Raw genomic sequence first — 25,207 nt, 5'->3', positions numbered from 1 at the left:
CGGTGAAAGTCGTCATCGAAGCCGACGGCGGGTCGCGGGGTAACCCGGGGCCCGCCGGCTACGGCGCGGTGGTGTTCAGCGCGGATCGCCAGACCGTGCTGGCCGAGTCCAAGCACGCCATCGGGCGCGCCACCAACAACGTCGCCGAGTACCGGGGACTGATCGCCGGCCTCGACGACGCGGTGAAGATGGGCGCCACCGAGGTGTCGGTCCTGATGGACTCCAAGCTGGTGGTCGAGCAGATGTCGGGGCGCTGGAAGGTCAAGCACCCCGACCTGGTGGAACTGCACGCGCAGGCGCAGGCGCTGGCGTCGCGGTTTCGCCGGATCAGCTATTCGTGGATCTCCCGGGAACAGAACGCGTACGCCGACCGGCTTGCCAACGAGGCCATGGACGCGGCGGCCCAGACCGACCGGCGCGATGAGAAGGTCGCGGTGCCGCTCAACGACGCGGCTCGCAAGGCGGCGACGCAGACCCCGGCCGACGCGACCATCGGCCCGGGCTGGACCGGCGCCCGCGGCACCCCGACCCGGCTGCTGCTGTTGCGCCATGGGCAGACCGAGTTCTCGGCGCAGCGTCGCTACTCGGGTCGCGGCAACCCGCCGCTGAACGAAGTCGGTTGGCGCCAAGCGGGATTGGCGGCCCGATATCTGAACCAGCGCAGGGGGATCGCGGCGGTGATCTCCTCACCGCTGCAGCGCGCCCACGACACCGCGACGACGGCAGCCCGGGCGCTCGGCCTCGACGTCACCGTCGACGAAGATCTGATCGAGACCGACTTCGGAGCGTGGGAGGGGTTGACCTTCGGCGAGGCAGCAGCACGCGACCCCGAACTGCACCGCCGCTGGCTCTACGACACCGGCACCGTCCCGCCGGGCGGAGAGAGTTTCGACGACGTGCTGCGCCGGGTTCGCCGCTGCCGCGACCGCATCATCGCCGCCCACGGCGGCGAAAACGTGCTGGTGGTCTCCCATGTCACGCCGATCAAGATGCTGCTGCGGATGGCATTGGACGCCGGGTCGGGCATGCTGTACCGGCTGCATCTGGACCTCGCCTCGCTGAGCATCGCCGAGTTCTATCCCGACGGGGCGTCGTCGGTCCGTCTGGTCAACCAGACGGCCTACCTCTGAGCGAGGACGCGTTAAAAAACCCAGCTGCCCTGCGGCGAGATGACGAACCCGTGTTTTTGCTCGCCGTCGACGAGTTCGCAGGCGGTCATCGTCTGATCCACGCCGCACGTCTGCAGCGGCCCGTCGGTGTAGACGATCTTGCTGTGAATGGGCAGCAATTTGTAGTCCTGGGCGGTCAAGGAGCGGCCGGTCACGCCGGGGCCGGACGGAATGGCGTCCATCGCCGACAGATCGACGTTCGAGAAGACCGCCGCGTCCTTGCTCACGCCGGGCGCATAAACCAATCCGACGTGGTTGTACTCGGTGCCCGGCAGGCTTCCCCAACAAGACATGTACGCGCCGTTCTGCTTGTGCACGAACATCATCCGGCACCGATAGCCGGTCGGGGTCGCGAATTGCACACCGGAGGTCATGTAGGCCGAGTAATTCTGGTAATCGGCGGTGTTGACCGCGCCGTAGTAGCTCAGACTCGGGAACTGGTCGGGATCTGCGGCCGCGGTGGGGGCGAACACCGGCAGTGCGGCAACGACCGACAGCCAGACGAAGATGGACGACCTCATGAATCTCAGTATGGGCGCGGATCCGGGCGGAATTCCCCGGCTTATTCCACATAGCGGTCCCGGGCGAACTTGTCCACGCTGGCCTGCACTTCTCGTGCGGGGTACGGTGTTCGACGCGGACGAGTTGGCTGGGCGGCCGCGGCACGGGCTCGGGTAGCTCCGTGTCGAGGAAAGTCCGGACTTCACAGAGCAGGGTGATTGCTAACGGCAATCCGAGGTGACTCGCGGGAAAGTGCCACAGAGAACAGACCGCCACCCTCGCGGTGGTAAGGGTGAAACGGTGCGGTAAGAGCGCACCAGCATCCCGGGTGACCGGGATGGCTCGGCAAACCCCACCCGAAGCAAGGCCAAGAATGGCCGCACCACAAGTGCGGTCGCGCAGACGCCCGAGGGCTGCTCGCCCGAGTCTGCGGGTAGGCCGCTCGAGGCACCCGGCAACGGTGTGTCCAGATGGATGGTCGCCGCCGTGCCGCCGTTGGTTAACGCCGCGGCGGTGGGGAACAGAATCCGGCTTACAGGCCAACTCGTCCGCCCCGCGCTCGCTGACCTGACCCGTCCGACATGATGGTGACCATGACGGCGAGCGCCACCGGAATCTCCTTCGTGAAACGGCCCGCAGGAACATCGCTTGCTGTCGCGATGACGCTCGGCCTCCTCGGGGTGATCCTGGTGTGTATCCCCGGCGCCGGACCCGCGTATGCGGCCGATGCCGCGCCGGCCGGTGACATCCTGTCGATCGGCGACCCGGCGGCCCCGGGCCAGATCGAGTTGTACCTGGACCCGCTGTGCCCCTACAGCGGGAGGTTGCTCCGCGAGCAGGGCGCCGAGATCGGTCGCCGCATCGAGGCCGGTCGTCTGCATATCGATCTGCGATTCGTCAACTTCCTCGAAAAGTACTCGGCCAGCGGCACTTACGACGTCCGTGCCATTTACGCGTCCTTCATCGTCGCCGATCACTCGCAGTCGAGCGACATCAGCTGGCAGTTCATCGAGCAGATCTTCTCCGCCGATCAGCAACCTAAAGAAGAAGGTGCGACAGATCTGAGCAACGATCAGCTCGCTGGTCTGGCCGACCGCGTCGGGGCGCCGCCGTCGGCGCAGGAACTGATCAAGCTCGGCCTGCCCGTGCCCTACGACGCGCGCACCATCGCCGCGAACAACCTCGCCTTGCTGCGCGATCTGCCCGAGCCCGGCGTGCCCACGGTCGTCATCGGCGGTAAATCGGTTGACGGAAACACTGACTGGCTCGACCGTCTCCCGCGCTGACCTGAGATTGGGGCTGCGTTCAGGAAACTCCCGGCGGCGGTACTGGACGCCGGGCCTGGAAACTCGCTCACCCGCCGCAGCTGAAAACGTCTCCCGCGCTCAGCTTCAGCGCCGGTCGGCGCGCACCGCCTTGTCCAGTGCGCTCAGCGCCGCATCCAACTGCTGACGGCTGGAGTCGGCCAGGTCGCTCTCCAACTGGTATAGCAACCCGTAGGTGAAGGTGTCTTCGCCGGCGGCGTGGGCGAGGTCGGCCTGCGTCAGCAGGTGCTCGCGGCTGACCGCGCTGTCTTGATGGTCACCCAGCAACGTCTGGATGACCTTGGCCTGCTGGGCCACGCGGTTGGCGCCGGTGGCCGCCGCGGTATAACGCAAACGCTTGGCGCGCTTGCGGATTGCGTGCAGCGCCTCGTCGGCGTCGGCGGCCTGCTCGGCAACTTTCTCGGCTGCCAGGGCCTTCTTCGCGGCCTTGCGCACCCCCCGATACGCCGCGTCGATCGTCACCGGCGCAGGTTCCTGTCCCGACACGGTGACCGGCGGCGCCGTCGCAATCGCGTCCAGCGCGTCCAGTAACCGGAAGTAGCGCTTGGACCGCATCGCACTCAGCGAGCGCCGCAGCCCCGCCTGATAGCGACGCTGGGCGCCGTCGACCAGGCGTTCCCACACCGGTCCGCGAACCAACGCGGGATCCAGACTCTTCAGCGCGCGCTCGTAACGCTCGCCGAGCACCTCGGCGTCGCGCGCCACCCCCAGCACCCCGGCGAGCTCGCGCATCTCGTCGAGAACCCAGGCGTCGTCGGCCAACCCGAACGATTCCCGGGATTCCTTGAGCAGACTGCGGATCTTGCGCGTGGTCACCCGCATCTGATGGACCGAGTCGAAGACGTCGGCGCGCACGGCACGGTCCCACACCAGCAGCTCGTCGACTTGCTGGGCCACAGCGCGATGGACCGGGTCGGTCGGCTCGGGACCCGGCGCGGGCTGCGCCGTCGAGCCCAGCACCTTGGCCAGCTTCGAGCCGTGCCCGGCCGGCGCCGCGCCGGCATCCAGCAGGCGGTTGCTCAGCCGGTCGAGCAGCTGGAGATCCGCGTTGCCGTTGCGCTTCTCGTCGGTTCCGCGCAATTCGAGTTCCCATTCGCGCCACTGTTGCTCGGCGGGGCCGGTGTCGTCGGTGTCCGCGGCCGACCACGCCGTGACGTGGTCGTTGCAGAACTCGGCCAGCGCGGCGCCGTCGGCGCCGTAGAGCACCTGGATCTCGCGGCGGGTGGTGATGCGCGCGACCGGTTCGACCGGGCGGTCGCGGACGATCGCCAGCACCACGTCCAGCAACTCGGCCGGCACGGTGTCGGAGTCGGACGCGTCCAGGGGAGCGTGGATCTCGGTGCGGGAATCGGGGCCGGCCGGCAACTTCAAGTGCCAGCCCGCGTCCGACCCGCCGGTGCGGCGGCGCAACGTGATCCGGTTGCGTGCCAGATCCTGCCCCGGGGTGTCGAAGTAGACCGCGTCGAGCTCCTCGGTGGGCGATTTCTCGACTCGGGCCACCGCCGCGATGCCCTCGAACGACGGTGTCACCGTCGACTCGACGACGTCGAACTTGCGCTCGACCTCCAAATGTCGCGCCGACTTTGGCGCCTTAGTAGGCATCTTCTTCTCCGGGAGAGCGCATGGGTCAGGGGTCGCACATAGGGTGCCACACCAAAATTAACGAACCGGCTCAGGACCGTCCGTCGCTGAGAAGTTCTAGAAGCAGTGCTCGTCGGCCGGGAAGGCGCCGCTGGCCACCTCGTCGGCGTATTGCATTGCGGCGCGCCGCAATTGGTCACCCACATCGGCGAATCGCTTGACGAACCGGGCGGCCTTGCCGCCGCTCATCCCGGCCATGTCCTGCCAGACCAGCACCTGGCCGTCGCAGTTGGGCCCGGCCCCGATGCCCACCGTCGGGATGGTCAGCTTCCCGGTGATCTGGGTGGCCAGCTCGGCCGGCACCATCTCCATCACCACGGCGAACGCACCCGCTTCGGCGACCGCGATCGCGTCGTGGACGGTCTGTTCGGCGGCATCACCGCGGCCCTGCACCTTGAAGCCGCCGAGGGTGTTCACGCTCTGCGGGGTGAAGCCGATGTGGGCCATCACCGGGATGCCCGCCGCGGTCAGGCACGCGATCTGCTCGGCGACCCGCTCGCCGCCCTCCAGCTTGACGGCGTGCGCGCCGCCCTCCTTCATGAACCGGGTGGCCGAGGCCAGCGCCATAGCGGGCCCGCCCTCGTAGCTACCGAACGGCAGGTCTGCGACGACCAGTGCGTGCGGCGCGCCCCGCACCACACCGCGGACCAGCGGGATCAACTCGTCGATCGAGATCGGCACCGTGGTGTCGTAGCCGTACACGACGTTGGCGGCGGAGTCGCCGACCAGCAGCACCGGGATGCCGGCTTCCTCGAAGACCCGCGCGGTCGAGTAGTCATAGGCCGTCAGCATTCCCCACTTGTGGCCTTCGGCCTTCCATTTCTGCAGGTGGTGGGTGCGGATCTTGGGCCGCGGCGCCGAGACGGCAGCAGAATTCGAACCATAGACGTTCTCAGACATCATTGTCCTAATTGGTGGTCGGGTCGATCCTCGAGGCCCTACCGGGTCCCCGGGTTCGTCTGACCCCGTCATTCTGCCACCTCGTTGCTGCGGGCGCACCGAGGTGTGAGAAACGCCATCGGCGTGCGTCCGCGCTAGGGCCGGTTCGGCCGCTGACCAGGAATGTGCACGCTCTCTGGCACGATTGGGACCCATGTGCCTGACTCGCCGCGACAGAATCGCGCGCTCACTGCTGGTCTGGACCGCGCTGGCCGCTGTGGTACTGACTTCGGCGGGCTGCGTCCGCGTGGTCGCCGGACGGGCACACATGGCCGAGCCGCGGCTGGGCCAGCCGGTGGTGTGGACGCCGTGCCGCAGCTCCAACCCCAACACGAAGATTCCGGGCAACGCCATGTGCGGCAAGCTGGCCGTGCCCGTCGACTATGCCCATCCCGACGCCGGCACGGCATCGCTGGCGCTGATCAGGTTCCCGGCCAGCGGGGAGAAAATCGGTTCGCTGGTGATCAACCCCGGGGGACCCGGCGAGTCCGGCGTCGAGGCGGCGCTGGGCATCTTCTCCTCGCTGCCCAAGCGGGTGCACGAACACTTCGACCTGGTGGGCTTCGACCCGCGCGGCGTGTCGAATTCCCGCCCCGCGATCTGGTGCAACTCCGACGCCGACAACGACCGGCTGCGGACCGAACCGAACGTCGACTACAGCCAGGCCGGCGTGGAGCACATGGAGAACGAGACCAAGCAGTTCGTGCAGCGCTGCGTCGACAAGATGGGCAAGGAATTCCTGGCCAACGTCGGGACGGTCGCCGTCGCGCGGGATCTTGACGAGATCCGCAAAGCGCTGGGCGACGCCAAGCTGACCTACCTGGGCTACTCCTACGGCACCCGAATCGGCTCGGCCTACGCGGAGGCCTTCCCGCAGAACGTGCGGGCGATGATCCTGGACGGCGCGGTGGATCCCAACGCCGATCCGATCGAAGCGGACCTGCGGCAGGCCAAGGGATTTCAGGACGCGTTCGACGACTACGCCGCCGACTGCGCCAAAGACCCGAGCTGCCCGCTGGGCAACGACCCGGCCAAGGCCGTCGCGGTCTACCACGATTTGATCGACCCCCTGGTCGACCCCGACAACCTGCAGGTGGGCAGGCCCGCGAAGACGAAAGACCCGCGCGGGCTGAGCTACAGCGACGCGATCGTGGGCACCATCATGGCGTTGTACTCACCGAACCTGTGGCACCACCTGACCGACGGTCTGAAAGAACTGGCCGACGAACACCGCGGCGACACCATGCTGGCGCTGGCCGACATGTACATGCGCCGCGACTCGCACGGCCACTACAACAACTCCACCGACGCCCGGGTGGCCATCAACTGCGTCGATCAGCCGCCGATCACCGACCGCGCCAAGGTGGTCGACGAGGATCGCCGGTCCCGTGAGCTCGCACCGTTCATGAGCTACGGCAAGTTCACCGGATTCGCACCACTGGGCACCTGCGCGTTCTGGCCGGTGCCGCCGACCAGCCGCCCGCACGCCGTCACCGCACCCGGTCTGCCACCGACCGTCGTGGTGTCGACCACCCACGACCCGGCGACGCCGTACCAGGCTGGGGTGGACCTGGCTAACCAGCTGCACGGCTCGCTGCTCACCTACAACGGAACCCAGCACACGGTGGTGTTCCAGGGCAACAACTGCATCGACGACCACATCACCGCGTACCTGGTCAACGGCACGGCGCCGCCCAGCGGCGCGACGTGCTGACGGCCCGCAACCCTGCGCCCACCGCGATTCTCACGACGCTGCGCCGGCGCGTCGCGTCGTGAGAATCACTGTCGGCGTCGGGGGCTGGTGGACAGGCCGTGGGCGATCGATTCGAAACCAAGGAGTAATCGTTTCGCGTCCAACTGCCCCTGCGGAAGGTGAGACGATTTCGGCCATGTTGCGCCTGAGAACGGTGAGCTCGGCGCTGTTGTCGTTCGGACTGGTCATCTGCGGGCAGGAGCCGCTTGCCGCCGCAACTCCCGAACCGGATCCCGGAACCGGGCAGAACCAGCTCCCCGCGGCGCCGGCCGCGACGGCACAGCAGGGCTGGGGATCGTGCCGCGATTTCGTCGGCGACCTGACCGACCTGCCCTCCGCGCAGTGCGCGACCGTGGCGGTACCCGTTGACTACGACAAACCCGCTGGCGCACAAGCGAAGCTGGCGGTGATCCGGGTTCCGGCCAGCGGCCAGCGACTCGGGTCGCTGTTGTTGAACCCGGGCGGACCCGGCGCCTCGGCGGTCGACCTGGTCGCCGGAATGGCCGCCAACCTCAAGGACACCGACATCGCCCGTCATTTCGATCTGGTGGGCTTCGACCCCCGCGGCGTCGGCCACTCGACACCGGAATTGCGCTGCCGCAGCGACGCCGAATTCGACGCCTACCGGCGCGACCCGATGGTCGATTACAGCCCGGCCGGGGTGGCCCGCATCGAGGGGGTGTACCGGCAGTTGGCCCAGCAGTGCGCCCAGCGGATGGGTCAGGCGTTCCTGGCCAACATCGGCACCGCGTCGACGGCCCGGGACATGGACATGGTGCGCCAGGCGCTCGGTGACGAGCAGATCAACTATCTGGGCTACAGCTACGGCACCGAGTTGGGCACCGCCTACATCGAACGGTTCGCCCCGCACGTGCGGGCCATGGTGCTCGACGGCGCCATCGACCCGACGATCGGGCCGATCGAGCAGACCATCAACCAGATGGCGGGCTTTCAGACGGCGTTCAACGACTACGCCGCCGACTGCGCCAAGTCGACCGCTTGCCCGCTGGGCACCGACCCCGCCCAATGGGTCAACCGCTACCACGCACTGATCGATCCGCTGGTGACCAAGCCGGGCAAGACGTCCGACCCGCGCGGCCTGAGCTACGCCGACGCCAGCACCGGCACCATCAACGCGCTCTACACCCCGCAGCATTGGAAATATCTGACCAGCGGCCTGCTGGGTCTGCAGCGCGGCACCGACGCGGGCGATCTGCTGGTGCTGGCCGACGACTACAACGGCCGCGACAAGCAGGGCCACTACGACAACGGCCAGGATGCGTTCAACGCGATTCGATGCGTCGACGCGCCGACGCCCACCGACGCCGCCTCCTGGGTCACCGCCGACCGGCGCCTGCGCGAAGTGGCCCCCTTCACCAGCTTCGGACAGTTCACCGGGTCGGCCCCGCGTGACATCTGCGCGCTGTGGCCGGTGCCGCCGACCTCGACACCACACGCCGCCGCGCCCGCTCCGGCCGGAAAAGTGGTGGTGGTCTCCACCACCCACGATCCGGCCACCCCCTATCAGGCGGGGGTGGACCTGGCCCGTCAACTGGGCGGCTCGCTCATCTCCTTCGACGGAACCCAGCACACCGTCGTGTTCGACGGGAACAATTGCGTGGACGCCGCGGTGATGCGGTACTTCATGGATCTGACGCCGCCGCCACCGAACTTGCGGTGCCGGGCGTAGCGCCCGCGCAACGTGTCTGGCGTGGCGTCCGTAACACCGATTTAACAGACCGTGCCTAGTGTGCGGGTATGGATCGCCAGAAGGAGTTCGTACTCCGCACCCTGGAAGAGCGCGACATCCGCTTCGTCCGACTGTGGTTCACCGACGTGCTCGGTTTCCTCAAGTCGGTGGCGATCGCACCGGCCGAACTCGAGGGCGCCTTCGAAGAGGGCATCGGCTTCGACGGATCCTCGATCGAGGGCTTCGCCCGGGTCTCGGAGTCCGACACCGTCGCGCACCCCGACCCGTCCACCTTCCAGGTGCTGCCCTGGGCGACCAAGGCCGGCCACCACCACTCCGCGCGGATGTTCTGCGACATCACCATGCCGGACGGTTCGCCGTCCTGGGCCGACCCGCGGCACGTGTTGCGCCGCCAGCTGCAGAAGGCCAACGACCTCGGCTTCTCCTGCTACGTGCACCCCGAAATCGAGTTCTTCCTGCTGCAGCCCGGCGCCGAAGACGGCAGTGAACCCACTCCGATCGACAACGCCGGCTACTTCGATCAGGCGGTGCACGAGTCGGCGTCGAAGTTCCGCCGCCACGCCGTCGAGGCGCTGGAATTCATGGGCATCTCGGTGGAATTCAGCCACCACGAGGGCGCGCCCGGCCAGCAGGAGATCGACCTGCGGTTCGCCGACGCACTGTCCATGGCCGACAACGTGATGACCTTCCGCTACATCATGAAAGAGGTGGCGCTGGAGGAGGGCGTGCGGGCGACCTTCATGCCCAAGCCGTTCGGCCAGCACCCCGGTTCGGCGATGCACACCCACATGAGCCTGTTCGAGGGGGACGTCAACGCCTTCCACAGCGACGACGACCCGCTGCAATTGTCCGAAGTCGGCAAATCCTTCATCGCGGGAATCCTGGAGCACGCCTCGGAGATCAGCGCCGTCACCAACCAGTGGGTGAACTCCTACAAGCGGCTGGTGCACGGCGGCGAGGCGCCCACCGCCGCGTCCTGGGGTGCGGCCAACCGTTCGGCGCTGGTGCGGGTGCCGATGTACACGCCGCACAAGACCTCGTCGCGACGCGTCGAGGTGCGCAGCCCGGACTCGGCGTGCAACCCCTACCTGGCGTTCGCGGTGCTGCTGGCCGCCGGACTGCGCGGAGTCGAGAAGGGATACGTGCTGGGTCCGCAGGCCGAGGACAACGTGTGGGACCTCACACCGGAGGAACGCCGCACCATGGGCTACCGCGAGCTGCCCACCAGCCTGGACAACGCGCTGCGCGCCATGGAGTCCTCCGAACTGGTCGCAGAAGCGTTGGGGGAGCACGTATTCGACTTCTTCCTGCGTAACAAGCGCGCCGAGTGGGCGAACTACCGCAGCCATGTGACGCCGTTCGAGTTGCGGTCGTATCTGTCGCTGTAGCGCGTTGCGCTACCGTCGGTATCTGTGGCGCCACTCCTCCTGACCGCTCCGCTTCGTCGTCGGCGCGTGTCGTGACTAAGCCCGCGACGCAACGACCCAAGTTGCCCAGCGTCGGCCGGCTCGGACTGATGGACCGCCGGGCTGGTGACCAGATCGCGCAACTGGGCTGGGACCAACACGACGACCAGGCGCACGTCGACCTGTTGTGGTCGCTGTCGCGCGCCCCGGACGCCGACGCCGCGCTGCGCGCGCTGATCCGGCTGTCGGAGAACCCCGACACCGGATGGGACGAGCTGAACGCGGCGCTGCTCGGCGAACGCAGTCTGCGCGGACGGCTGTTCGCGGTGCTGGGCTCGTCGCTGGCGCTGGGCGACCATCTGGCCGCCAACCCGCAGTCCTGGAAGCTGTTGCGCGGCAACGTCAAACTACCGAACCGGGACCAGCTGACCCGCGCCTTCCTGCAATGTGTCGAGGAATTCTCCGGAGCGCCGGGCACCATCGTGCACCGACTGAAGGTTCTCTACCGCGACCGGCTGCTGGTGCTGGCCGCATTAGACCTGGCGCCCACCGTGGAGGACGAGCCGGTGCTGCCGTTCGTCACCGTCGGCGCCCACCTGTCCGACCTCGCCGACGCCGCGTTGGCGGCGGCGCTGCGGGTGGCCGAGGGCACCGTGTGCGGCGACCGGCAGGCCCCGCGGCTGGCGGTCATCGCGATGGGCAAATGCGGGGCGCGGGAACTGAACTACGTCAGCGACGTCGACGTGATCTTCGTCGGCGAGAACGCCGACCCGCTCACCACCCGCGTCGCCGGGGAGATGATGCGGGTGGCGTCGTCGGCGTTCTTCGAGGTGGACGCCGGCCTGCGCCCGGAGGGCCGGCACGGCGAGCTGGTTCGCACCGTGGAGTCCCATGTCGCCTATTACCAGCGCTGGGCCAAGACCTGGGAATTCCAGGCGCTGATGAAGGCCCGCGCCGCCGCCGGCGACCCCGAGCTGGCTCAGCGTTACCTCGAGGCGCTGACGCCGATGGTGTGGACCGCCTGCGAGCGCGAGGATTTCGTGCCCGAGGTGCAGGCCATGCGGCGCCGCGTCGAGCAGCTGGTGCCCGCCGATGTCCGCGGCCGAGAACTCAAACTGGGCAGCGGCGGGCTGCGCGACGTGGAGTTCGCCGCGCAGCTCCTGCAGCTCGTGCACGGCCGCAGCGACGAGTCGCTGCACGTGGCGTCCACCGTCGACGCGCTGACGGCGCTGGGCGAGGGCGGCTACATCGGGCGCGAGGACACCGCGAACCTGATCGCCTCCTATGAGTTCCTGCGCCTACTCGAGCACCGGCTGCAGCTGCAGCGGCTCAAGCGCACCCACCTGCTGCCCGAAAGCGACGACGAGGAGGGGGTGCGCTGGCTGGCCCGCGCCGCCCACATCCGCCCCGACGGGCGCCACGACGCCGCCGGGGTACTGCGCGAAGAACTCAAACACCAGAACGTGCGGGTGTCGCGGTTGCACGCCAAGCTGTTCTACCAGCCGCTGCTCGAATCGATCGGACCGCCCGGACTGGAGATCGCCGGACGCGGCATGACCTCGGAGGCCGCCGAACGTCAGCTCGCCGCGCTGGGGTACGAGGCCCCGCAGATCGCCTTGAAGCACATGTCGGCGCTGGTGAATCAGAGCGGACGGCGTGGGCGGGTGCAGTCGGTGCTGCTACCACGGCTGCTGGACTGGCTTTCCTATGCCCCGGACCCCGACGGCGGTCTGCTGGCCTACCGCAAACTCAGCGAGGCGCTGGCCTCCCAAACCTGGTACCTGGCCACGCTGCGCGACAAACCGACGGTGGGTCGGCGCCTGATGCATGTGCTGGGCACCTCGATGTTCGTGCCGGATCTGCTGATGCGCGCACCCGAGGTCATCCAGTCCTACGGCGACGGCACCGCCGGCCCCAAACTGCTCGAGACCGACCCCGCGGCGGTGGCCCGTGCGCTGGTCGCCTCCGCGGGCCGGCAGAGCGACCCGGCCCGGGCCGTCGCCTCGGCGCGCACACTGCGCCGTCGGGAACTGGCCCGGATCGGTTCGGCGGACCTGCTCGGCATGCTCGAAGTCACCGAGGTCTGCGCCGCGCTGACCTCGGTGTGGGTGGCGGTGCTGCAGGCCGCGCTGGATGCGGTGGTGCGAGCCAGCCTGCCCGCCGACGGCAAGGCGCCGGCGGCGATCGCGGTCATCGGGATGGGCCGACTCGGTGGCGCCGAACTCGGCTACGGTTCGGACGCCGACGTCATGTACGTGTGCCAGCCGGCCGAAGGCGTCGAAGATTCGGTGGCCGTGAAATGGGCGACGACGGTCGCCGAACAGGTGCGCAAGCAGCTGGGTACGCCCAGTGTCGATCCGCCGCTGGAGGTCGACGCCAACCTGCGGCCCGAAGGCCGCAACGGCCCGATGGTCCGCACGCTGGCCTCCTATGAGGCCTACTACGCGCAGTGGGCGCAAGCCTGGGAGATCCAGGCGCTGCTGCGGGCGCACGCGGTGGCCGGCGACGCCGAGTTGGGTCAACGGTTCCTGCTGATGATCGACAAGACGCGCTACCCACCCAACGGGGTGTCGGCCGAGGCGGTGCAGGAGATCCGCCGGATCAAAGCGCGCATCGAGTCCGAGCGGCTGCCGCGGGGTGCCGACCCCAACACCCACACCAAGCTGGGCCGCGGCGGACTGGCCGACATCGAGTGGACCGTGCAACTGCTGCAGTTGCGGCATGCCCACGAGATCCCGGCCCTGCACAACACCTCGACGCTGCAGTCCCTCGATGTGATCGCCGAGCACGGGCTGGTCGCCGCGGACGAAGTCGACCTGCTGCGGCAGGCGTGGCTGACGGCCACCCGGGCCCGCAACGCACTGGTACTGGTCCGCGGCAAGCCCACCGATCAGCTGCCCGGACCGGGCCGTCAGCTCAACGCGGTCGCGGTGGCCGCGGGCTGGCACAACGACGACGGCGGGGAGTTCCTGGACAACTACCTGCGGGTAACCCGACGGGCAAAAACCGTGGTACGCAAGGTGTTCGGCAGTTGACCCAGGATCCGGTAGCGCTGACCGCGCTGTTAGAGGTGTTGAGCGCGGCCGAGGCCGATCGGGTGACCGGACTGTACGCGCCGCTGGCCGAGGCGGTGCGCGAGCTCGTCGACGCCACCATCCGCACCGAGGTCGGCGACGACGTCGTCGCCCAGGCGCGCACCATGATCGAGACGGTCACCCAGACGTTGCGGCAGCGGACCCGGCCGGTCGGGGTGAGCTACCGGGTGGACGGACGGCCGCTGCCGTTGAGCAATGCCGTTGTCGGCGTGCGTAATCCGATCGCCCCGCCGCTGGTGGTGCACCATGACGGCGCCGGCCGGTGCTGGGCCGAGTTCGAGCTCGGGTCGGCATACGAAGGTCCACCGGCGCTGGTGCACGGCGGCGTCAGCGCGCTGATACTGGACCAGATGCTCGGCGAGGCGGCCAGCGAGGGACTGACCAAGCCGCGCTTCACCGGAGCCATCACGGTGAAATACCTGCGCGGCACGCCGCTGGGACCGCTGCGCTGCGAAGCCTGGATCGACCGCAAAGAGGGTGTCAAAGTGTTTGCGCGCGGCCATATCTCGGATTCGGCCGGGGTCACCGTAGAGTCCGAGGGCATCTTCATCGAGCCGTCTTGGGCGCGGGACTGGCGATGAAGTTCTACGTCAGCATCGCTTTCCTGAACACCCCGGAGACCATCGAGATCGCCAAGGCTGCAGACGAACTCGGCTACGACGGCGTCGGGATCCCCGACCACGTCGTCAACCTGGAAACGCTGCAGACACCGTACCCCTACACCAAGAACGGCGAGCGCCGGTGGCAGCCCTTCACCGACTGGCCCGACCCGTGGGTGCTCGTCGGCGCCCTCGCCCAGGTCACCACCCGGCTGAAGTTCGTCAACACCGTCTACATCCCGGCGATGCGCAACCCGTACTCGGCCGCCAAAGCGATTGGCACCGCAGCGGTTCTGGCTGCCGGCCGGGTGGAACTGGGCATCGGGGTGGGCTGGTGCCGCGAAGAGTTCGAGTTGATGGGGGAGCAGTTCGCCGCCCGCGGCAAACGCACCGACGAGATGATCGCCTTGATGCGCGAACTGTGGTCACCGGGCTGGACCGAATTCGACGGGCAGTTCTACCGGGCGCCGCGACTGGAGATGCAGCCGACGCCGCCGCCGATACCGGTGTATGTGGGCGGGCTCAGCGACATCGCGCTGCGCCGCGCCGCCCGCTACGACGGCTGGATCGGCGACTTCATCAAGACCGAGGACGCCATCGAGCGAATCGGCCGGCTGCGCCAGCTGCGCGCCGAAAACGGTTTGACCATGCGCGATTTCACCATCTTGACGCCGCTGACCGACGCCTACACCAAGGATCACTACCGGCGCGCCGAAGACGGCGGCATCACCGGAATCATCACCATGCCGTGGATGTTCTACGCCGGGCCCAAGGCCTCGCTGGCGGAGAAGATCGACGGGATGCGGCGTTTCCGCGACGACCTCGGACTCGACGGCTGAGCCGGCTGAGACGGCTGAGCCGGCTGAGACCGCTCACCGCGGCGCTGCAGCGGCGCTGACAAGCAAACAGCCCGCCCGGTAGGCACCGGACGGGCTGTCGCCGAACTGCTTAAACGTCGTAGTACAGCGCGAACTCGTAAGGGTGAGGCCGGATCTGGACCGGCAGGATCTCGTTCTCCCGCTTGAAGCTGATCCACGTCTCGATCAGGTCAGGTGTGAAGACACCGCCCTCGGTGAGGTACTCGTGGTCCTCTTCGAGCTTGTCGATCACCGCGGACAGCTGGACCGGCGCCTGCGGGATGTTGGCGGCCTCCTCCGGCGGCAGCTCGTAGAGGTCCTTGTCGACCGGGGCCTGCGGCTCGATCTTGTTCTTGATGCCGTCCAGGCCGGCCATGAGCATCGCCGCGAACGCCAGGTACGGGTTGCCCGACGAGTCCGGGCAACGGAACTCCAGCCGCTTGGCCTTCGGGTTGCTGCCGGTGATCGGGATACGCACGCACGCCGACCGGTTGCGCTGGCTGTAGACCAGGTTGATCGGGGCCTCGTAGCCGGGCACCAGCCGCTTGTAGGAGTTCACCGTGGGGTTGGTGAACGCCAGCAGGGACGGAGCGTGGTGCAGCAGGCCGCCGATGTAGTAGCGCGCGGTGTCCGACAGGCCGGCGTAGCCGGTCTCGTCGTACATCAGCGGGTTGCCGTCCTTCCACAGCGACTGGTGGGTGTGCATACCCGACCCGTTGTCGCCGAACAGCGGCTTGGGCATGAACGTGACGGTCTTGCCCTCGGCCCACGCGGTGTTCTTGACGATGTACTTGTAGAGCATCATGTCGTCGGCCGCGTGCAGCAGCGTGTTGAACTTGTAGTTGATCTCGGCCTGCCCACCGGTGCCGACCTCGTGGTGGCCCTTCTCCAGGCTGAAGCCGGCCTTGATCAGGTTCTGCAGCATCTTGTCGCGCAAGTCGACATAGTGGTCGACGGGCGCCACCGGGAAGTAACCACCCTTGGGGCGTACCTTGTAGCCGCGGTTGGGGCTGCCGTCGGCCTCGGTGGGTGAGCCGGTGTTCCACCACCCCGAGATCGCGTCCACCTCGTAGAACGAGCCGTTGGTGGTCGAGTCGAAGGTCACCGAGTCGAAGATGTAGAACTCGGCCTCGGCGCCGAAGTACGCGGTGTCCGCGATCCCGGTGCTGATCAGGTAGTTCTCCGCCTTGCGGGCCACGTTGCGCGGGTCGCGCGAGTACGGCTCGAGGGTGAATGGGTCGTGCACGAAGAAGTTCAGGTTCAGCGTCTTGGCTTCGCGGAACAGGTCGATCTGCGCGGTCTCCGTGTCGGGCAGCAGCAGCATGTCGGACTCGTGGATCGACTGGAAACCACGAATCGAGGATCCGTCGAAGGCCAGGCCGTCCTCGAAGACGCTCTCGTCGAAGAACGAGATCGGAATGGTGAAGTGCTGCATCACTCCAGGCAGGTCGCAGAAACGGACGTCGACAAACTCGACGTTTTCGTCTTTGGCTAGTTTGAAGACGTCGTCGGGCGTCTTTTCCGTCACAGAAGGCTCCTTTACTCGGTGATTCGCGGCCGACGCTAAGGAGCTGATGTTGCCAGGTGGTCAAGCCCTTGTTGCGCCGACGTTACGTACCACGGCGGCGGCAAGGGGACCCGGCTCAATGCCGAGCCCTATTGTGAGGCCATGGCCCGCAAGATCGTAACTGGTGCCCGGTCGCGGCGATGACGCGGGAATCAAGTCCGGGATATCCGGGGGAAAAGCTCGGCCTGCCGCAGACCGGGCCGGGTTCGCTGGCCCCGATGGGCAGGCGGGTGGTGGCGCTGCTGATCGACTGGCTGATCGCCTACGGGCTGGTTGCGCTCGCGTTGCGATTCGGCGCCATCTCCGAAGCCGCACTGGCCTCGGCGATCCCGTTGTTGTGGCTGGTGCTGGGCGCGGTGTCGGTGCGCTTGTTCGGCTTCACGCCCGGCCAGTTGGCGTTGGGCCTGCAGGTGGGCGCGGTGGACGGCCGGCTGCCGATCGGCATCGGGCGGGCCCTGGTGCGGGGCGTGCTGATTTTCCTGGTGGTGCCGCCACTGTTCACCGACCCGGACGGGCGTGGGCTGCAGGATCTGGTGACCAAGACCGCGGTGCTGCGGCGCCGTTAGGCGGGCCTAGCGCCGAGGGAGTCCCTCGCCGTCTTTGGCGTGAGCGGCCTCAAATGTACGGTGAAACGGCTGTTTGACCGGCATTTTGAGGACGCCCGGCGCAGCGGAGTCGGCCGCAGAAACGGCGCCCGGACGGGCCGCCCGCGAGCACCAGCTATTTGCGGCGCACCGTGCGCTGAATACCGCGGGTCTTGCCGGCGTTCGGCAGCGGGCCCTTCGGCAGCATGGAGGCCCCGGCCCGCGAGCCCAGCGCCGCCAGTCGCGACTCCAGCGAATCCATCTGCTTGACGGTGATATTCGCGGGCAGCCGGGTCAGATGGCGTTCCAGCTTGGCCAACGGGATCTCGCCCTCGCCGTTGCCGACGATCACGTCGTAGATCGGGATGTCGCCGACAAGTCGGGCGGTGCGCTTCTTCTCCTGCGCCAGCAGCGGCTTGACCCGGCCGGGCGAACCCTCACCGACGAAGATGACGCCCGGGCGGCCGATCACCCGGTGCACCAGATCGAAATGACCGGTCTGGGCGATACCGGGAGTCACCCGCCACTTGCCGCGCAGATTGTCCAGCACCCATCCCGCGGCGCCGGCCTGGCCCTCAGCCTGGCGGTAGATGCTGCGCTGGGCCCGTCTGCCGAAGATGATGAACGCCAGCAGCGCGCCCAGTGCCAGGCCGAACGGGATCGTCAGGATCAACGCGTGCGCCCAAATGCCGATCGCCACCGCCGCGGCCACGATCAGCACGAAGGCACCGACCATGTACGGCAACAGTCGCTTATCCTGCTTGCGCTGCATGTTGAAGGCCTGCCACAGCTGACTGCGGCGCTCTTTGGCCGCCGCCTTGCGGGCGGCCGTCGCCTCGGCCTTGGCGGCCTTGCTCTCGGCAGCGGGTCGGGATTTAGCCATAGTCATCAAGGATACGTATGCCGTGGCAGGTGACTGCGCGGTCCCGGACCGGCTATGTCCGCGACGACGACCGCGACGTGCGCGCCTGCTCGTAAAGCCGGCCGGCCCGATACGACGAGCGCACCAATGGCCCGGCCAGCACCCCGGCGAAACCCAGCCCCTCGGCGTACTGCGCGAACTCGACGAACTCGTCCGGCGTCACCCAACGCTGCACCGGGTGGTGGCGCGCCGAGGGCCGCAGGTATTGGGTGATGGTGACGATGTCGCAACCCGCGGCGTGCAGGTCGACCAGCGCGGTGCGCACCTCGTCGGGCGTCTCACCCAGGCCCAGAATGAGGTTGCTCTTGGTGACCAGACCGAAATCACGGGCCGCGGTCAGCACGTTCAAACTGCGCTCATAAGTGAACGCCGGACGGACCCGCTTGAAGATGCGCGGCACCGTTTCGACGTTGTGCGCCAACACTTCCGGACGGGATTCGAACACCTCTGCAAGCCGTGCGGGTGCACCGTTGAAGTCGGGAACCAGCAGTTCGACGCCGGTGTTGGGGTTCAGCTCCTTGATGGCGCGCACCGTTTCGGCATACAGCCACGCCCCGCCGTCGGGCAGGTCGTCGCGGGCCACACCGGTCACCGTGGCATAGCGCAGCCCCATGGTCTGTACGCTCTGCGCGACCCGGCGAGGTTCGTCGCGATCAAGTTCGGCCGGCTTGCCGGTGTCGATCTGGCAGAAGTCGCAGCGGCGGGTGCACTGGTCACCGCCGATCAGAAACGTGGCCTCGCGATCTTCCCAGCATTCGAAGATGTTGGGGCAGCCGGCTTCTTCGCACACCGTGTGCAGTCCCTCACGGCGGACCAGGCTCTTCAGTTCGGTGTATTCCGGTCCCATCCGGACCCGCGTCTTGATCCACGACGGCTTGCGCTCGATGGGGGTCTGCGCGTTACGCACCTCGAGGCGCAGCAACTTTCGGCCTTCGGGAGCGACAGTCACCCCGACGATGTTACGCGCGCGGCGCGATGTTCTCGGACCGGCAGCAAACCGTCCAGGGCGGCGCAGACGGCGTCGGCGACGGCCGCGCGTACCTCGGCGACGGTGACCGGGCGGTGCAGCTCGGCCGACAGCGACGTCACCCCGGCGTCGCTGATCCCGCACGGCACGATCGCGCTGAACGCATCCAGGTCGCAGTCACAGTTGAGCGCGAATCCGTGCAGCGTCGTCGCGCGCGCCACCCGCACCCCCATGGCGGCGACCTTGCGGGCGGGCCGGCCCGGAACCCACACCCCGGAGCGTCCCTCGATCCGGCCGGCGTCCAGGCCCACCTCGCCGCAGACCGTGATCAACGCCTCCTCGAGGCGACGCACGTAGTTGACCACGTCGAGCGGCTCGGCCAGCCTGATGATCGGATAGCCGACCAGCTGACCCGGGCCGTGCCAGGTGATCTTGCCGCCGCGGTCGGTGTCGACCACCGGTGTCCCGTCCAGCGGGCGCTCGTGCGCTTCGGTGCGCCGGCCGGCGGTGTAGACGGCCGGATGCTCCAGCAGCAGCAGCGTGTCGGGACCCCCGGCCGCGCGGGCGCCGGCCAGCTCACGCTGCAGCTGCCAGGCGGTGCGATATTCGACCGTGTCGAGTTGGCGCACCTCGATCGGGGCGGAGCCGGACCGGATGGATTCCGTCACCTCAGCGACGTTACTGGACGCCCAGCGGGCATCGGGAAGCTCGGGCCGGGAGATAATCGGCCGACAATGACCTACATCCAGATCGTGGACCGCATCGGCGCCGGCATCGACGGCGTGGGTGTCGCGGTGATCATCCTCGGCGCCGTCAACGCCATCGCCCGCTTCCTGTCCGGGGCACTGCGCAAGCAGCCGCAGGCCTACCAGCAGCTGCGCGTCGATCTGGGCCGCGCGATCCTCGTCGGGCTCGAGTTCCTGGTGGCCGGCGACATCATCCGCACCATCGTCGTCACGCCCACCGGTCAGAGCGTCGCAGTGCTGGCCGGCGTGGTGGCGATCAGGACTTTTTTGAGCATCTCGCTGACCGTGGAGATGACCGGTCGGTGGCCCTGGAGACGTGACGAGCCGCGAACGCCGGACCCTGCTTAGTCCAGGTGGCGTCGGGCGGTGGCGTAGTCCAGCGCCTCGCCGATGGTGTTGTGGTGGAACTGAAACCCCGCTTGCTCCAACGCCGTCGGGATGACACGCTGCCCGCTGAGCAGTCCCTCGTCGGCGAATTCACCCAGCGCCGCGCGCACCGCGAAACCGGGCAGCGCCAGTGGGGTCGGGCGGTTGATCGCCCGGCCGAAGGCGGTGGTGAACTCGGCGTTGGTGACCGGCGCCGGCCCGGTCATGTTCACCGGCCCGGACAGCGTGGGATGGGAGATGGCGAACAGCAGCGCCCGCACCTCGTCCTCGAGGCTGATCCACGACATGTACTGACGGCCGTTGCCCAGCCGCGCCCCCAAGCCGACCGAGAACACCGGCCGCATCATCCGCAGCGCACCACCCGTCGGCGCCAGCACCACCCCGGTGCGGGCCAGCACCACCCGGGTGCCGTCGTACTGGGCCGGCAGCGTCGCGGCCTCCCAGTCCACACACAGCTGGGCCAGGAAACCCCTTCCGGCAGAATCGTTTTCGTCGACCACACGGTCCCGGGTGTTGCCGTAGTAACCCACCGCGCTGGCATTGATCAGGGTGCCGACGCCGGCGTCGGCGACGGCGGCGGACAACACCTCGGTCGGCGTGATCCGGCTGTCGCGCAGGCTCTGCTTGAACGCACCCGACCAACGGCGCGAGCCGATGTTGATCCCGCACAGGTTCACCACCACGTCGACGCCGGCGAGTGCGTCGGGATCGAACTCGCCGCTGTCGGGATTCCAGTGCAGCTCTTCGGAATTCGCCGGTGCCCGGCGCACGATGCGCAACACCTGGTGGTCGGCGGCGCGCAACGCCGCCGTCAACGCCGAGCCGATCAGACCCGACGAACCCGCTATGGCGACGGTGGCTCTGGGGGCCTGGGGACCAGGGTGAGCCACCGTCTCACAGCCCTAGATCGGCCTCGAAGGCCCCTTCTTCGAGGCGGTTTTTGACGGTGGTGAGGAACCGTCCGGCGTCGGCGCCGTCGATCAGCCGGTGGTCGTAGGTCAGCGGGAGATAGCAGATCGACCGGACCCCGATCGACTCGTTGCCCAAGTCGTCCACGATCACCCGTGGCCGCTTGACGATGGCCCCGGTGCCCAGCATCGCGGCCTGCGGCGGCACCAGGATCGGCGTGTCGAACAGCGCCCCCTGGCTGCCGATGTTGGTGATGGTGAAGGTGCCACCGGACAACTCGTCGGGCTTGAGCTTGTTGGTGCGGGCGCGGTCGGCGATGTCGGCGATAGCCCGGGCCAGTCCGGCCAGCGACAAATCGCCGGCGTTGTGGACGACCGGGGACAGCAGGCCCTGCTCGGTGTCGACGGCGAACCCGAGGTGCTCGGCGTCGTAGTAGGTGATCTCCTTGCTGTCCTCGTTGTAGCTGGCGTTGATGTTCGGGTGGGTCTTGAGCGCGTCGATGACCGCCCGCGCGATGAACGGCAGATACGTCAGGTTCACGCCCTCGCGTTCGGCGAACGCGGTCTTGGCGCGCGCCCGCAACGCCACGATCCTGGTCATGTCGACCTCGTGGGTCTGCGTGAGCTGCGCGGTGAGCTGCAGCGATTCGCGGGTCTTCTTGGCGGTGATCTGACGGATCCGGCTGGCCTTCTGGGTGGTGCCGCGCAGATGCGCCAGGGCGGGCGCCGCACTGGCCGCCGCGGCGGGCTTGGCCGCCTCTTTGGGTGGCGCGGGCTGGGCGGCCGGCTCCTTGGCGGGCTGTTTCTTCTTCTCCGCCGCGGCCAGCACGTCCTGCTTGCGGATGCGGCCGCCCACTCCGGTACCGGTCACCTCCGAGAGGTCGATGTTGTTCTCCGCAGCCAGCTTTCGCACCAGGGGAGTGACGTAGGGGGAGCCGTCCCTGGGTGCGTCGGCGGCGGGCTCGGACTCGGCTTCGGTTTTGGGCTCTTGCTTCGGCTCCGGCTTGGCTTCCTGTTTCGGCTCCGGCTTTTCTTCTTGTTGGGGCTCGGGTTCCGGCTCCGGCTCCGGCTCCGGTTCGGGCTCGGCCTGCTGCTTGGGCTCGGGCTTGGGTTCGGACTTGCCCGCCGATTCCGAGCTGCCGACCCGCGCGAGCTCGCCGCCGACCTGCACGACGTCGTCCTCGTCGGCGGTGATGCTCACCAGCACCCCGGCCACCGGCGAGGGGATCTCGGTGTCGACCTTGTCGGTGGACACCTCCACCAGCGGGTCGTCCACCTGCACCGAATCGCCGACCTTCTTCAGCCAGCGCGTCACGGTGCCCTCGGTGACCGACTCGCCCAGCTCAGGCATCAGCACCGGCGTCGAGTCGCCGCCACCGGACGCCTCGCTGGACTTCTCGTCCTTGGTCTCCGGTTCGGGCTCCGGTTCGGGTTCGGACTCCTGCGCCGGCTCGGCCTCGGATTTCTCTTCGGCCGGTGCGGCCTCCTGCGAGCCGCCGTCGTCGCCGTCGTCTTTGGAGTCGCCGATGACGGCCAGCTCGCCGCCGACCTCGACGACGTCGTCCTCCTGGGCGACGATCTTGGTCAACACTCCGGCGGCCGGCGACGGGATCTCCGTGTCGACCTTGTCGGTCGAAACTTCGACGAGCGGCTCGTCGACTTCGACCGTGTCGCCTTCCTGCTTGAGCCAGCGGGTGACCGTTCCCTCGGTGACGCTCTCACCAAGTGCCGGCATCTGGACTGAGAAGGCCATCTCTGTTGACTCCTCGAACGGTCGTCGGTCGGCGCAGGTCGACCTCCGGCTTACCACACAGTCGTGAACCGGATCCAAAACCCACGTAGATCTCGAAACCTATCCTGTCACTCTGCCACCAGCACCGCGCATTCAGGGCGCGCCGATCTCCGCTTGCTACGGTGGGCCACTGGCAAAGCCAGCCAAAGGGCAGCAACTCGCAGGTCGCGGAGGTTCGATGCGGGCACCACAGAACGCACCCCAGCGGTTCGTCGACAGCGGCGACGGCGTCCGGATCGCCGTCTACGAAGACGGCAACCGGGAAGGCCCCACCGTGGTGCTGGTACACGGCTGGCCCGACTCGCACGCGTTGTGGGACGGTGTCGTTCCGCTACTGGCGCAACGGTTCCGGATCGTCCGGTACGACAACCGCGGGGTCGGTCTGTCATCGGCGCCCAAGCCGGTGTCCGCCTACACAATGGCGCGCTACGCCGACGACTTCGCCGCCGTGATCGCCGAACTGAGCCCCGGACAGCCCGTGCATGTGCTGGCCCACGACTGGGGTTCGGTCGGGGTGTGGGAATACCTGGCCCGGCCCGGCGCGAGCGACCGGGTCGCCACCTTCACCTCGGTGTCCGGCCCCGCGCACGATCAGCTGGTCGACTTCATCTTCGGCGGGCTGCGGCGGCCGTGGCGCCCGCGCGGCTTCGCGCGCTCCCTGAGCCAGGCGCTGCGGCTGACCTACATGGCGTTCTTCTCGGTTCCGGTGCTGGCGCCGCTGCTGCTCCGGCTGGCGTTCCGCAGCGCCGCGATCCGACGCCAGGTCGTCGACAACATCCCCGCCGAGCAGATTCACCACTCCGACAACATCGCCAGCGACGCCGCCAACTCGGTGAAGGTGTACCCGGCCAACTACTGGCGCTCCTATTCCGGCGAATTCCGCCGCCAGGGCGTCCACATTGTCGACGTGCCGGTACAACTCATCGTCAACACCAAAGACAAGTACGTGCGGCCGCACGGCTACGACCAGACCTCGCGCTGGGTGCCGCGGCTGTGGCGGCGCGACATCCGGGCCGGGCACTTCTCACCGATGTCGCACCCGCAGGTGATGGCCGCCGCGGTGCACGACTTCGCCGACCTGGCCGAAGGCAAACCGGCCAGCCGGGCGCTGCTGCGCGCCCAGATCGGCCGCCCCCGCGGCGAATTCGGCGACACGCTGGTGTCGGTGACCGGCGCCGGCAGCGGGATCGGCCGCGAGACCGCGCTCGCGTTCGCGCGCGAAGGCGCCGAACTGGTGCTCAGCGACATCGACGAGGCGACCGTCAAGGAGACCGCCGCGCAGATCGCCGCCCGCGGCGGCGTCGCGCACTCCTACGTGCTCGACGTGTCCGACGCCGAGGCCGTCGAAGCCTTCGCCGATCGGGTCTGCGCCGAACACGGCCTGCCCGACATCGTCGTCAACAACGCCGGCATCGGGCAGGCGGGCAACTTCCTGGACACCCCGCCCGAGCAGTTCGACCGGGTGCTGGACGTCAACCTCGGTGGCGTGGTCAACGGCTGCCGCGCATTCGGACGCCGGCTGGTCGAGCGCGGCACCGGCGGTCACATCGTCAACGTGTCGTCGATGGCCGCCTACGCGCCGCTGCAGTCGCTCAACGCGTACTGCACCTCCAAGGCCGCGACGTTCATGTTCTCCGACTGCCTGCGAGCCGAACTTGACGCCGCCGACGTTGGGCTGACGACGATCTGCCCGGGCGTGGTCAACACCAACATCGTCGCGACCACCCGCTTCGATGCCGGCGGCAAGGGCGACGAACAGCTCGACGGCAGGCGCGGCCAGCTGGAAAAGATGTTCGCGTTGCGCAGCTATGGGCCGGACAAGGTAGCCAATGCCATTGTGTCGGCGGTGAAAAAGAACAAGCCGATCCGGCCGGTCGCCCCCGAAGCGTATGCGCTGTACGGCGTCTCCCGGGTGCTACCGCAGGCGCTGCGCAGCACCGCGCGGATGCGGGTGATCTAGATCCGGGTCGGATCGGTGCGCCGCACCACCAGCGGCCCGACGAGCGCGACCAGCCCGACCAGCGCCAGCGGGATCGTCCAGGCGCGCCGGCTGGACAGCGACGACTCGCACGCCGCCACGAAATCGGTGTGCGGAATGATCTGGTTCAGGATCGGGATGTTGGCTCCGTTGCGGTCGTTGGCGCTTCTGGCGCCGGACAGATCGGAGGAAATCGCGTTCCCGCAGCTAACCGTTCCGCCGTTGCTGTTGGATACCGACACCGGCACCAGCAGGCCGATCACGCCGGCCAGCAACAGCGCGGCACCCAGCACTGTGATCAACCGTCGCACTGTCATTGTTCGGCCTTTCCCGAATGTGTTGCTGCTGATCTAGTAGCCG

Annotated in this window: 21 protein-coding genes and 1 other RNA gene; 12 read left to right on the top strand and 10 right to left on the bottom strand. The window is 68.1% G+C overall.

What is annotated here, in order from left to right; all coding sequences use genetic code 11:
• Positions 1-2 precede the first annotated feature (2 nt).
• Positions 3-1,130, top strand: coding sequence for a bifunctional RNase H/acid phosphatase (locus MKCMC460_RS17825; protein ID WP_238304647.1), 1,128 nt, complete (start codon positions 3-5; stop codon positions 1,128-1,130).
• 11 nt (positions 1,131-1,141) lie between these two features.
• On the opposite strand, the gene MKCMC460_RS17820 is transcribed toward MKCMC460_RS17825, so the two are convergent.
• Positions 1,142-1,690, bottom strand: a complete 549-nt coding sequence (locus tag MKCMC460_RS17820; protein ID WP_238304646.1) for a hypothetical protein — start codon at positions 1,688-1,690, stop codon at positions 1,142-1,144.
• Positions 1,691-1,810: 120 nt separating this feature from the next.
• Here MKCMC460_RS17820 and rnpB point away from each other — a divergent pair.
• Both rnpB and MKCMC460_RS17810 read left to right on the top strand, forming a co-directional pair.
• Positions 1,811-2,221: RNase P RNA component class A (gene rnpB / locus MKCMC460_RS17815), an RNA gene on the top strand.
• Between the two features lie 108 nt (positions 2,222-2,329).
• Entirely contained in the window at positions 2,330-2,956 is a 627-nt protein-coding gene (locus MKCMC460_RS17810) for a thioredoxin domain-containing protein (protein WP_236982804.1), read from the top strand.
• A 105-nt stretch (positions 2,957-3,061) separates the two neighbouring features.
• Here the strand turns inward: MKCMC460_RS17810 and MKCMC460_RS17805 are convergent, their stop codons facing one another.
• Together MKCMC460_RS17805 and panB are read right to left on the bottom strand one after the other, a co-directional pair.
• Complete coding sequence (locus MKCMC460_RS17805) at positions 3,062-4,597, bottom strand: CYTH and CHAD domain-containing protein (protein ID WP_238304645.1); 1,536 nt, start codon at positions 4,595-4,597, stop codon at positions 3,062-3,064.
• A 96-nt stretch (positions 4,598-4,693) separates the two neighbouring features.
• On the bottom strand, positions 4,694-5,539 hold the full coding sequence (gene panB / locus MKCMC460_RS17800; protein ID WP_238304644.1) for a 3-methyl-2-oxobutanoate hydroxymethyltransferase: 846 nt from the start codon (positions 5,537-5,539) through the stop codon (positions 4,694-4,696).
• A 190-nt stretch (positions 5,540-5,729) separates the two neighbouring features.
• Between panB and MKCMC460_RS17795 the strand changes: the two genes are divergently transcribed.
• The 6 genes from MKCMC460_RS17795 (at position 5,730) to MKCMC460_RS17770 (ending at position 14,978) form a co-directional block, all read left to right on the top strand.
• Positions 5,730-7,289 (top strand): alpha/beta hydrolase, encoded by a 1,560-nt coding sequence (locus MKCMC460_RS17795; protein WP_370652867.1) that lies wholly within the window; start codon positions 5,730-5,732, stop codon positions 7,287-7,289.
• A 166-nt stretch (positions 7,290-7,455) separates the two neighbouring features.
• On the top strand, positions 7,456-9,018 hold the full coding sequence (locus MKCMC460_RS17790; RefSeq protein ID WP_236984022.1) for an alpha/beta hydrolase: 1,563 nt from the start codon (positions 7,456-7,458) through the stop codon (positions 9,016-9,018).
• A 68-nt stretch (positions 9,019-9,086) separates the two neighbouring features.
• A complete protein-coding gene (locus tag MKCMC460_RS17785; protein ID WP_236982808.1) occupies positions 9,087-10,427 on the top strand; it encodes a glutamine synthetase family protein in 1,341 nt (446 codons plus the stop codon).
• Positions 10,428-10,555: 128 nt separating this feature from the next.
• Positions 10,556-13,480 (top strand): bifunctional [glutamine synthetase] adenylyltransferase/[glutamine synthetase]-adenylyl-L-tyrosine phosphorylase, encoded by a 2,925-nt coding sequence (locus MKCMC460_RS17780; RefSeq protein WP_236984024.1) that lies wholly within the window; start codon positions 10,556-10,558, stop codon positions 13,478-13,480.
• 17 nt (positions 13,481-13,497) lie between these two features.
• The gene (locus MKCMC460_RS17775) at positions 13,498-14,121 is read left to right on the top strand and encodes a PaaI family thioesterase (protein ID WP_370653187.1); all 624 of its coding nucleotides are present in this window, start codon (positions 13,498-13,500) and stop codon (positions 14,119-14,121) included.
• The gene (locus MKCMC460_RS17770; protein ID WP_236984026.1) at positions 14,118-14,978 is read left to right on the top strand and encodes a TIGR03619 family F420-dependent LLM class oxidoreductase; all 861 of its coding nucleotides are present in this window, start codon (positions 14,118-14,120) and stop codon (positions 14,976-14,978) included. The genes MKCMC460_RS17775 and MKCMC460_RS17770 overlap by 4 nt, the downstream gene beginning before the upstream one ends.
• Positions 14,979-15,087: 109 nt before the next feature.
• Here the strand turns inward: MKCMC460_RS17770 and glnA are convergent, their stop codons facing one another.
• A complete protein-coding gene (gene glnA / locus MKCMC460_RS17765) occupies positions 15,088-16,524 on the bottom strand; it encodes a type I glutamate--ammonia ligase (RefSeq protein WP_236982812.1) in 1,437 nt (478 codons plus the stop codon).
• Positions 16,525-16,703: 179 nt separating this feature from the next.
• On the opposite strand from glnA, the gene MKCMC460_RS17760 reads away from it, so the two are divergent.
• Entirely contained in the window at positions 16,704-17,129 is a 426-nt protein-coding gene (locus MKCMC460_RS17760; RefSeq protein ID WP_236982814.1) for an RDD family protein, read from the top strand.
• Between the two features lie 154 nt (positions 17,130-17,283).
• Here MKCMC460_RS17760 and MKCMC460_RS17755 read toward each other — a convergent pair whose 3' ends face one another.
• Genes MKCMC460_RS17755 through lipB form a run of 3 tightly spaced genes read right to left on the bottom strand, consistent with a single transcriptional unit; the run spans position 17,284 to position 19,704 of the window.
• The gene (locus tag MKCMC460_RS17755; RefSeq protein WP_236982821.1) at positions 17,284-18,030 is read right to left on the bottom strand and encodes a DUF4191 domain-containing protein; all 747 of its coding nucleotides are present in this window, start codon (positions 18,028-18,030) and stop codon (positions 17,284-17,286) included.
• Positions 18,031-18,082: 52 nt separating this feature from the next.
• A complete protein-coding gene (gene lipA / locus MKCMC460_RS17750; RefSeq protein ID WP_236982823.1) occupies positions 18,083-19,018 on the bottom strand; it encodes a lipoyl synthase in 936 nt (311 codons plus the stop codon).
• Entirely contained in the window at positions 19,015-19,704 is a 690-nt protein-coding gene (lipB, locus tag MKCMC460_RS17745) for a lipoyl(octanoyl) transferase LipB (RefSeq protein ID WP_236982825.1), read from the bottom strand. The genes lipA and lipB overlap by 4 nt, the downstream gene beginning before the upstream one ends.
• Before the next feature lie 66 nt (positions 19,705-19,770).
• Here lipB and MKCMC460_RS17740 point away from each other — a divergent pair, with 66 nt between their 5' ends.
• Entirely contained in the window at positions 19,771-20,130 is a 360-nt protein-coding gene (locus MKCMC460_RS17740; protein WP_236982827.1) for a DUF1622 domain-containing protein, read from the top strand.
• On the opposite strand, the gene MKCMC460_RS17735 is transcribed toward MKCMC460_RS17740, so the two are convergent.
• Together MKCMC460_RS17735 and sucB are read right to left on the bottom strand one after the other, a co-directional pair.
• Positions 20,127-21,059, bottom strand: coding sequence for a TIGR01777 family oxidoreductase (locus MKCMC460_RS17735; RefSeq protein WP_238304643.1), 933 nt, complete (start codon positions 21,057-21,059; stop codon positions 20,127-20,129). The genes MKCMC460_RS17740 and MKCMC460_RS17735 overlap by 4 nt on opposite strands.
• Positions 21,060-21,063: 4 nt before the next feature.
• Positions 21,064-22,830: a 2-oxoglutarate dehydrogenase, E2 component, dihydrolipoamide succinyltransferase gene (gene sucB, locus MKCMC460_RS17730; protein ID WP_236982829.1), complete on the bottom strand. Its 1,767-nt coding sequence runs from the start codon at positions 22,828-22,830 to the stop codon at positions 21,064-21,066.
• A gap of 217 nt (positions 22,831-23,047) precedes the next feature.
• Here sucB and MKCMC460_RS17725 point away from each other — a divergent pair, with 217 nt between their 5' ends.
• On the top strand, positions 23,048-24,829 hold the full coding sequence (locus tag MKCMC460_RS17725) for an SDR family oxidoreductase (protein ID WP_236982831.1): 1,782 nt from the start codon (positions 23,048-23,050) through the stop codon (positions 24,827-24,829).
• Here MKCMC460_RS17725 and MKCMC460_RS17720 read toward each other — a convergent pair.
• Positions 24,826-25,164: an aminopeptidase gene (locus tag MKCMC460_RS17720; protein ID WP_236982833.1), complete on the bottom strand. Its 339-nt coding sequence runs from the start codon at positions 25,162-25,164 to the stop codon at positions 24,826-24,828. The two genes, MKCMC460_RS17725 and MKCMC460_RS17720, sit on opposite strands and share 4 nt — an antisense overlap.
• Positions 25,165-25,207 lie beyond the last annotated feature (43 nt).

Source organism: Mycobacterium sp. 20KCMC460 (assembly GCF_022179425.1).
Taxonomy (GTDB): domain Bacteria; phylum Actinomycetota; class Actinomycetes; order Mycobacteriales; family Mycobacteriaceae; genus Mycobacterium; species Mycobacterium kiyosense.
This window is presented reverse-complemented; position numbering and strand designations above follow the sequence as displayed.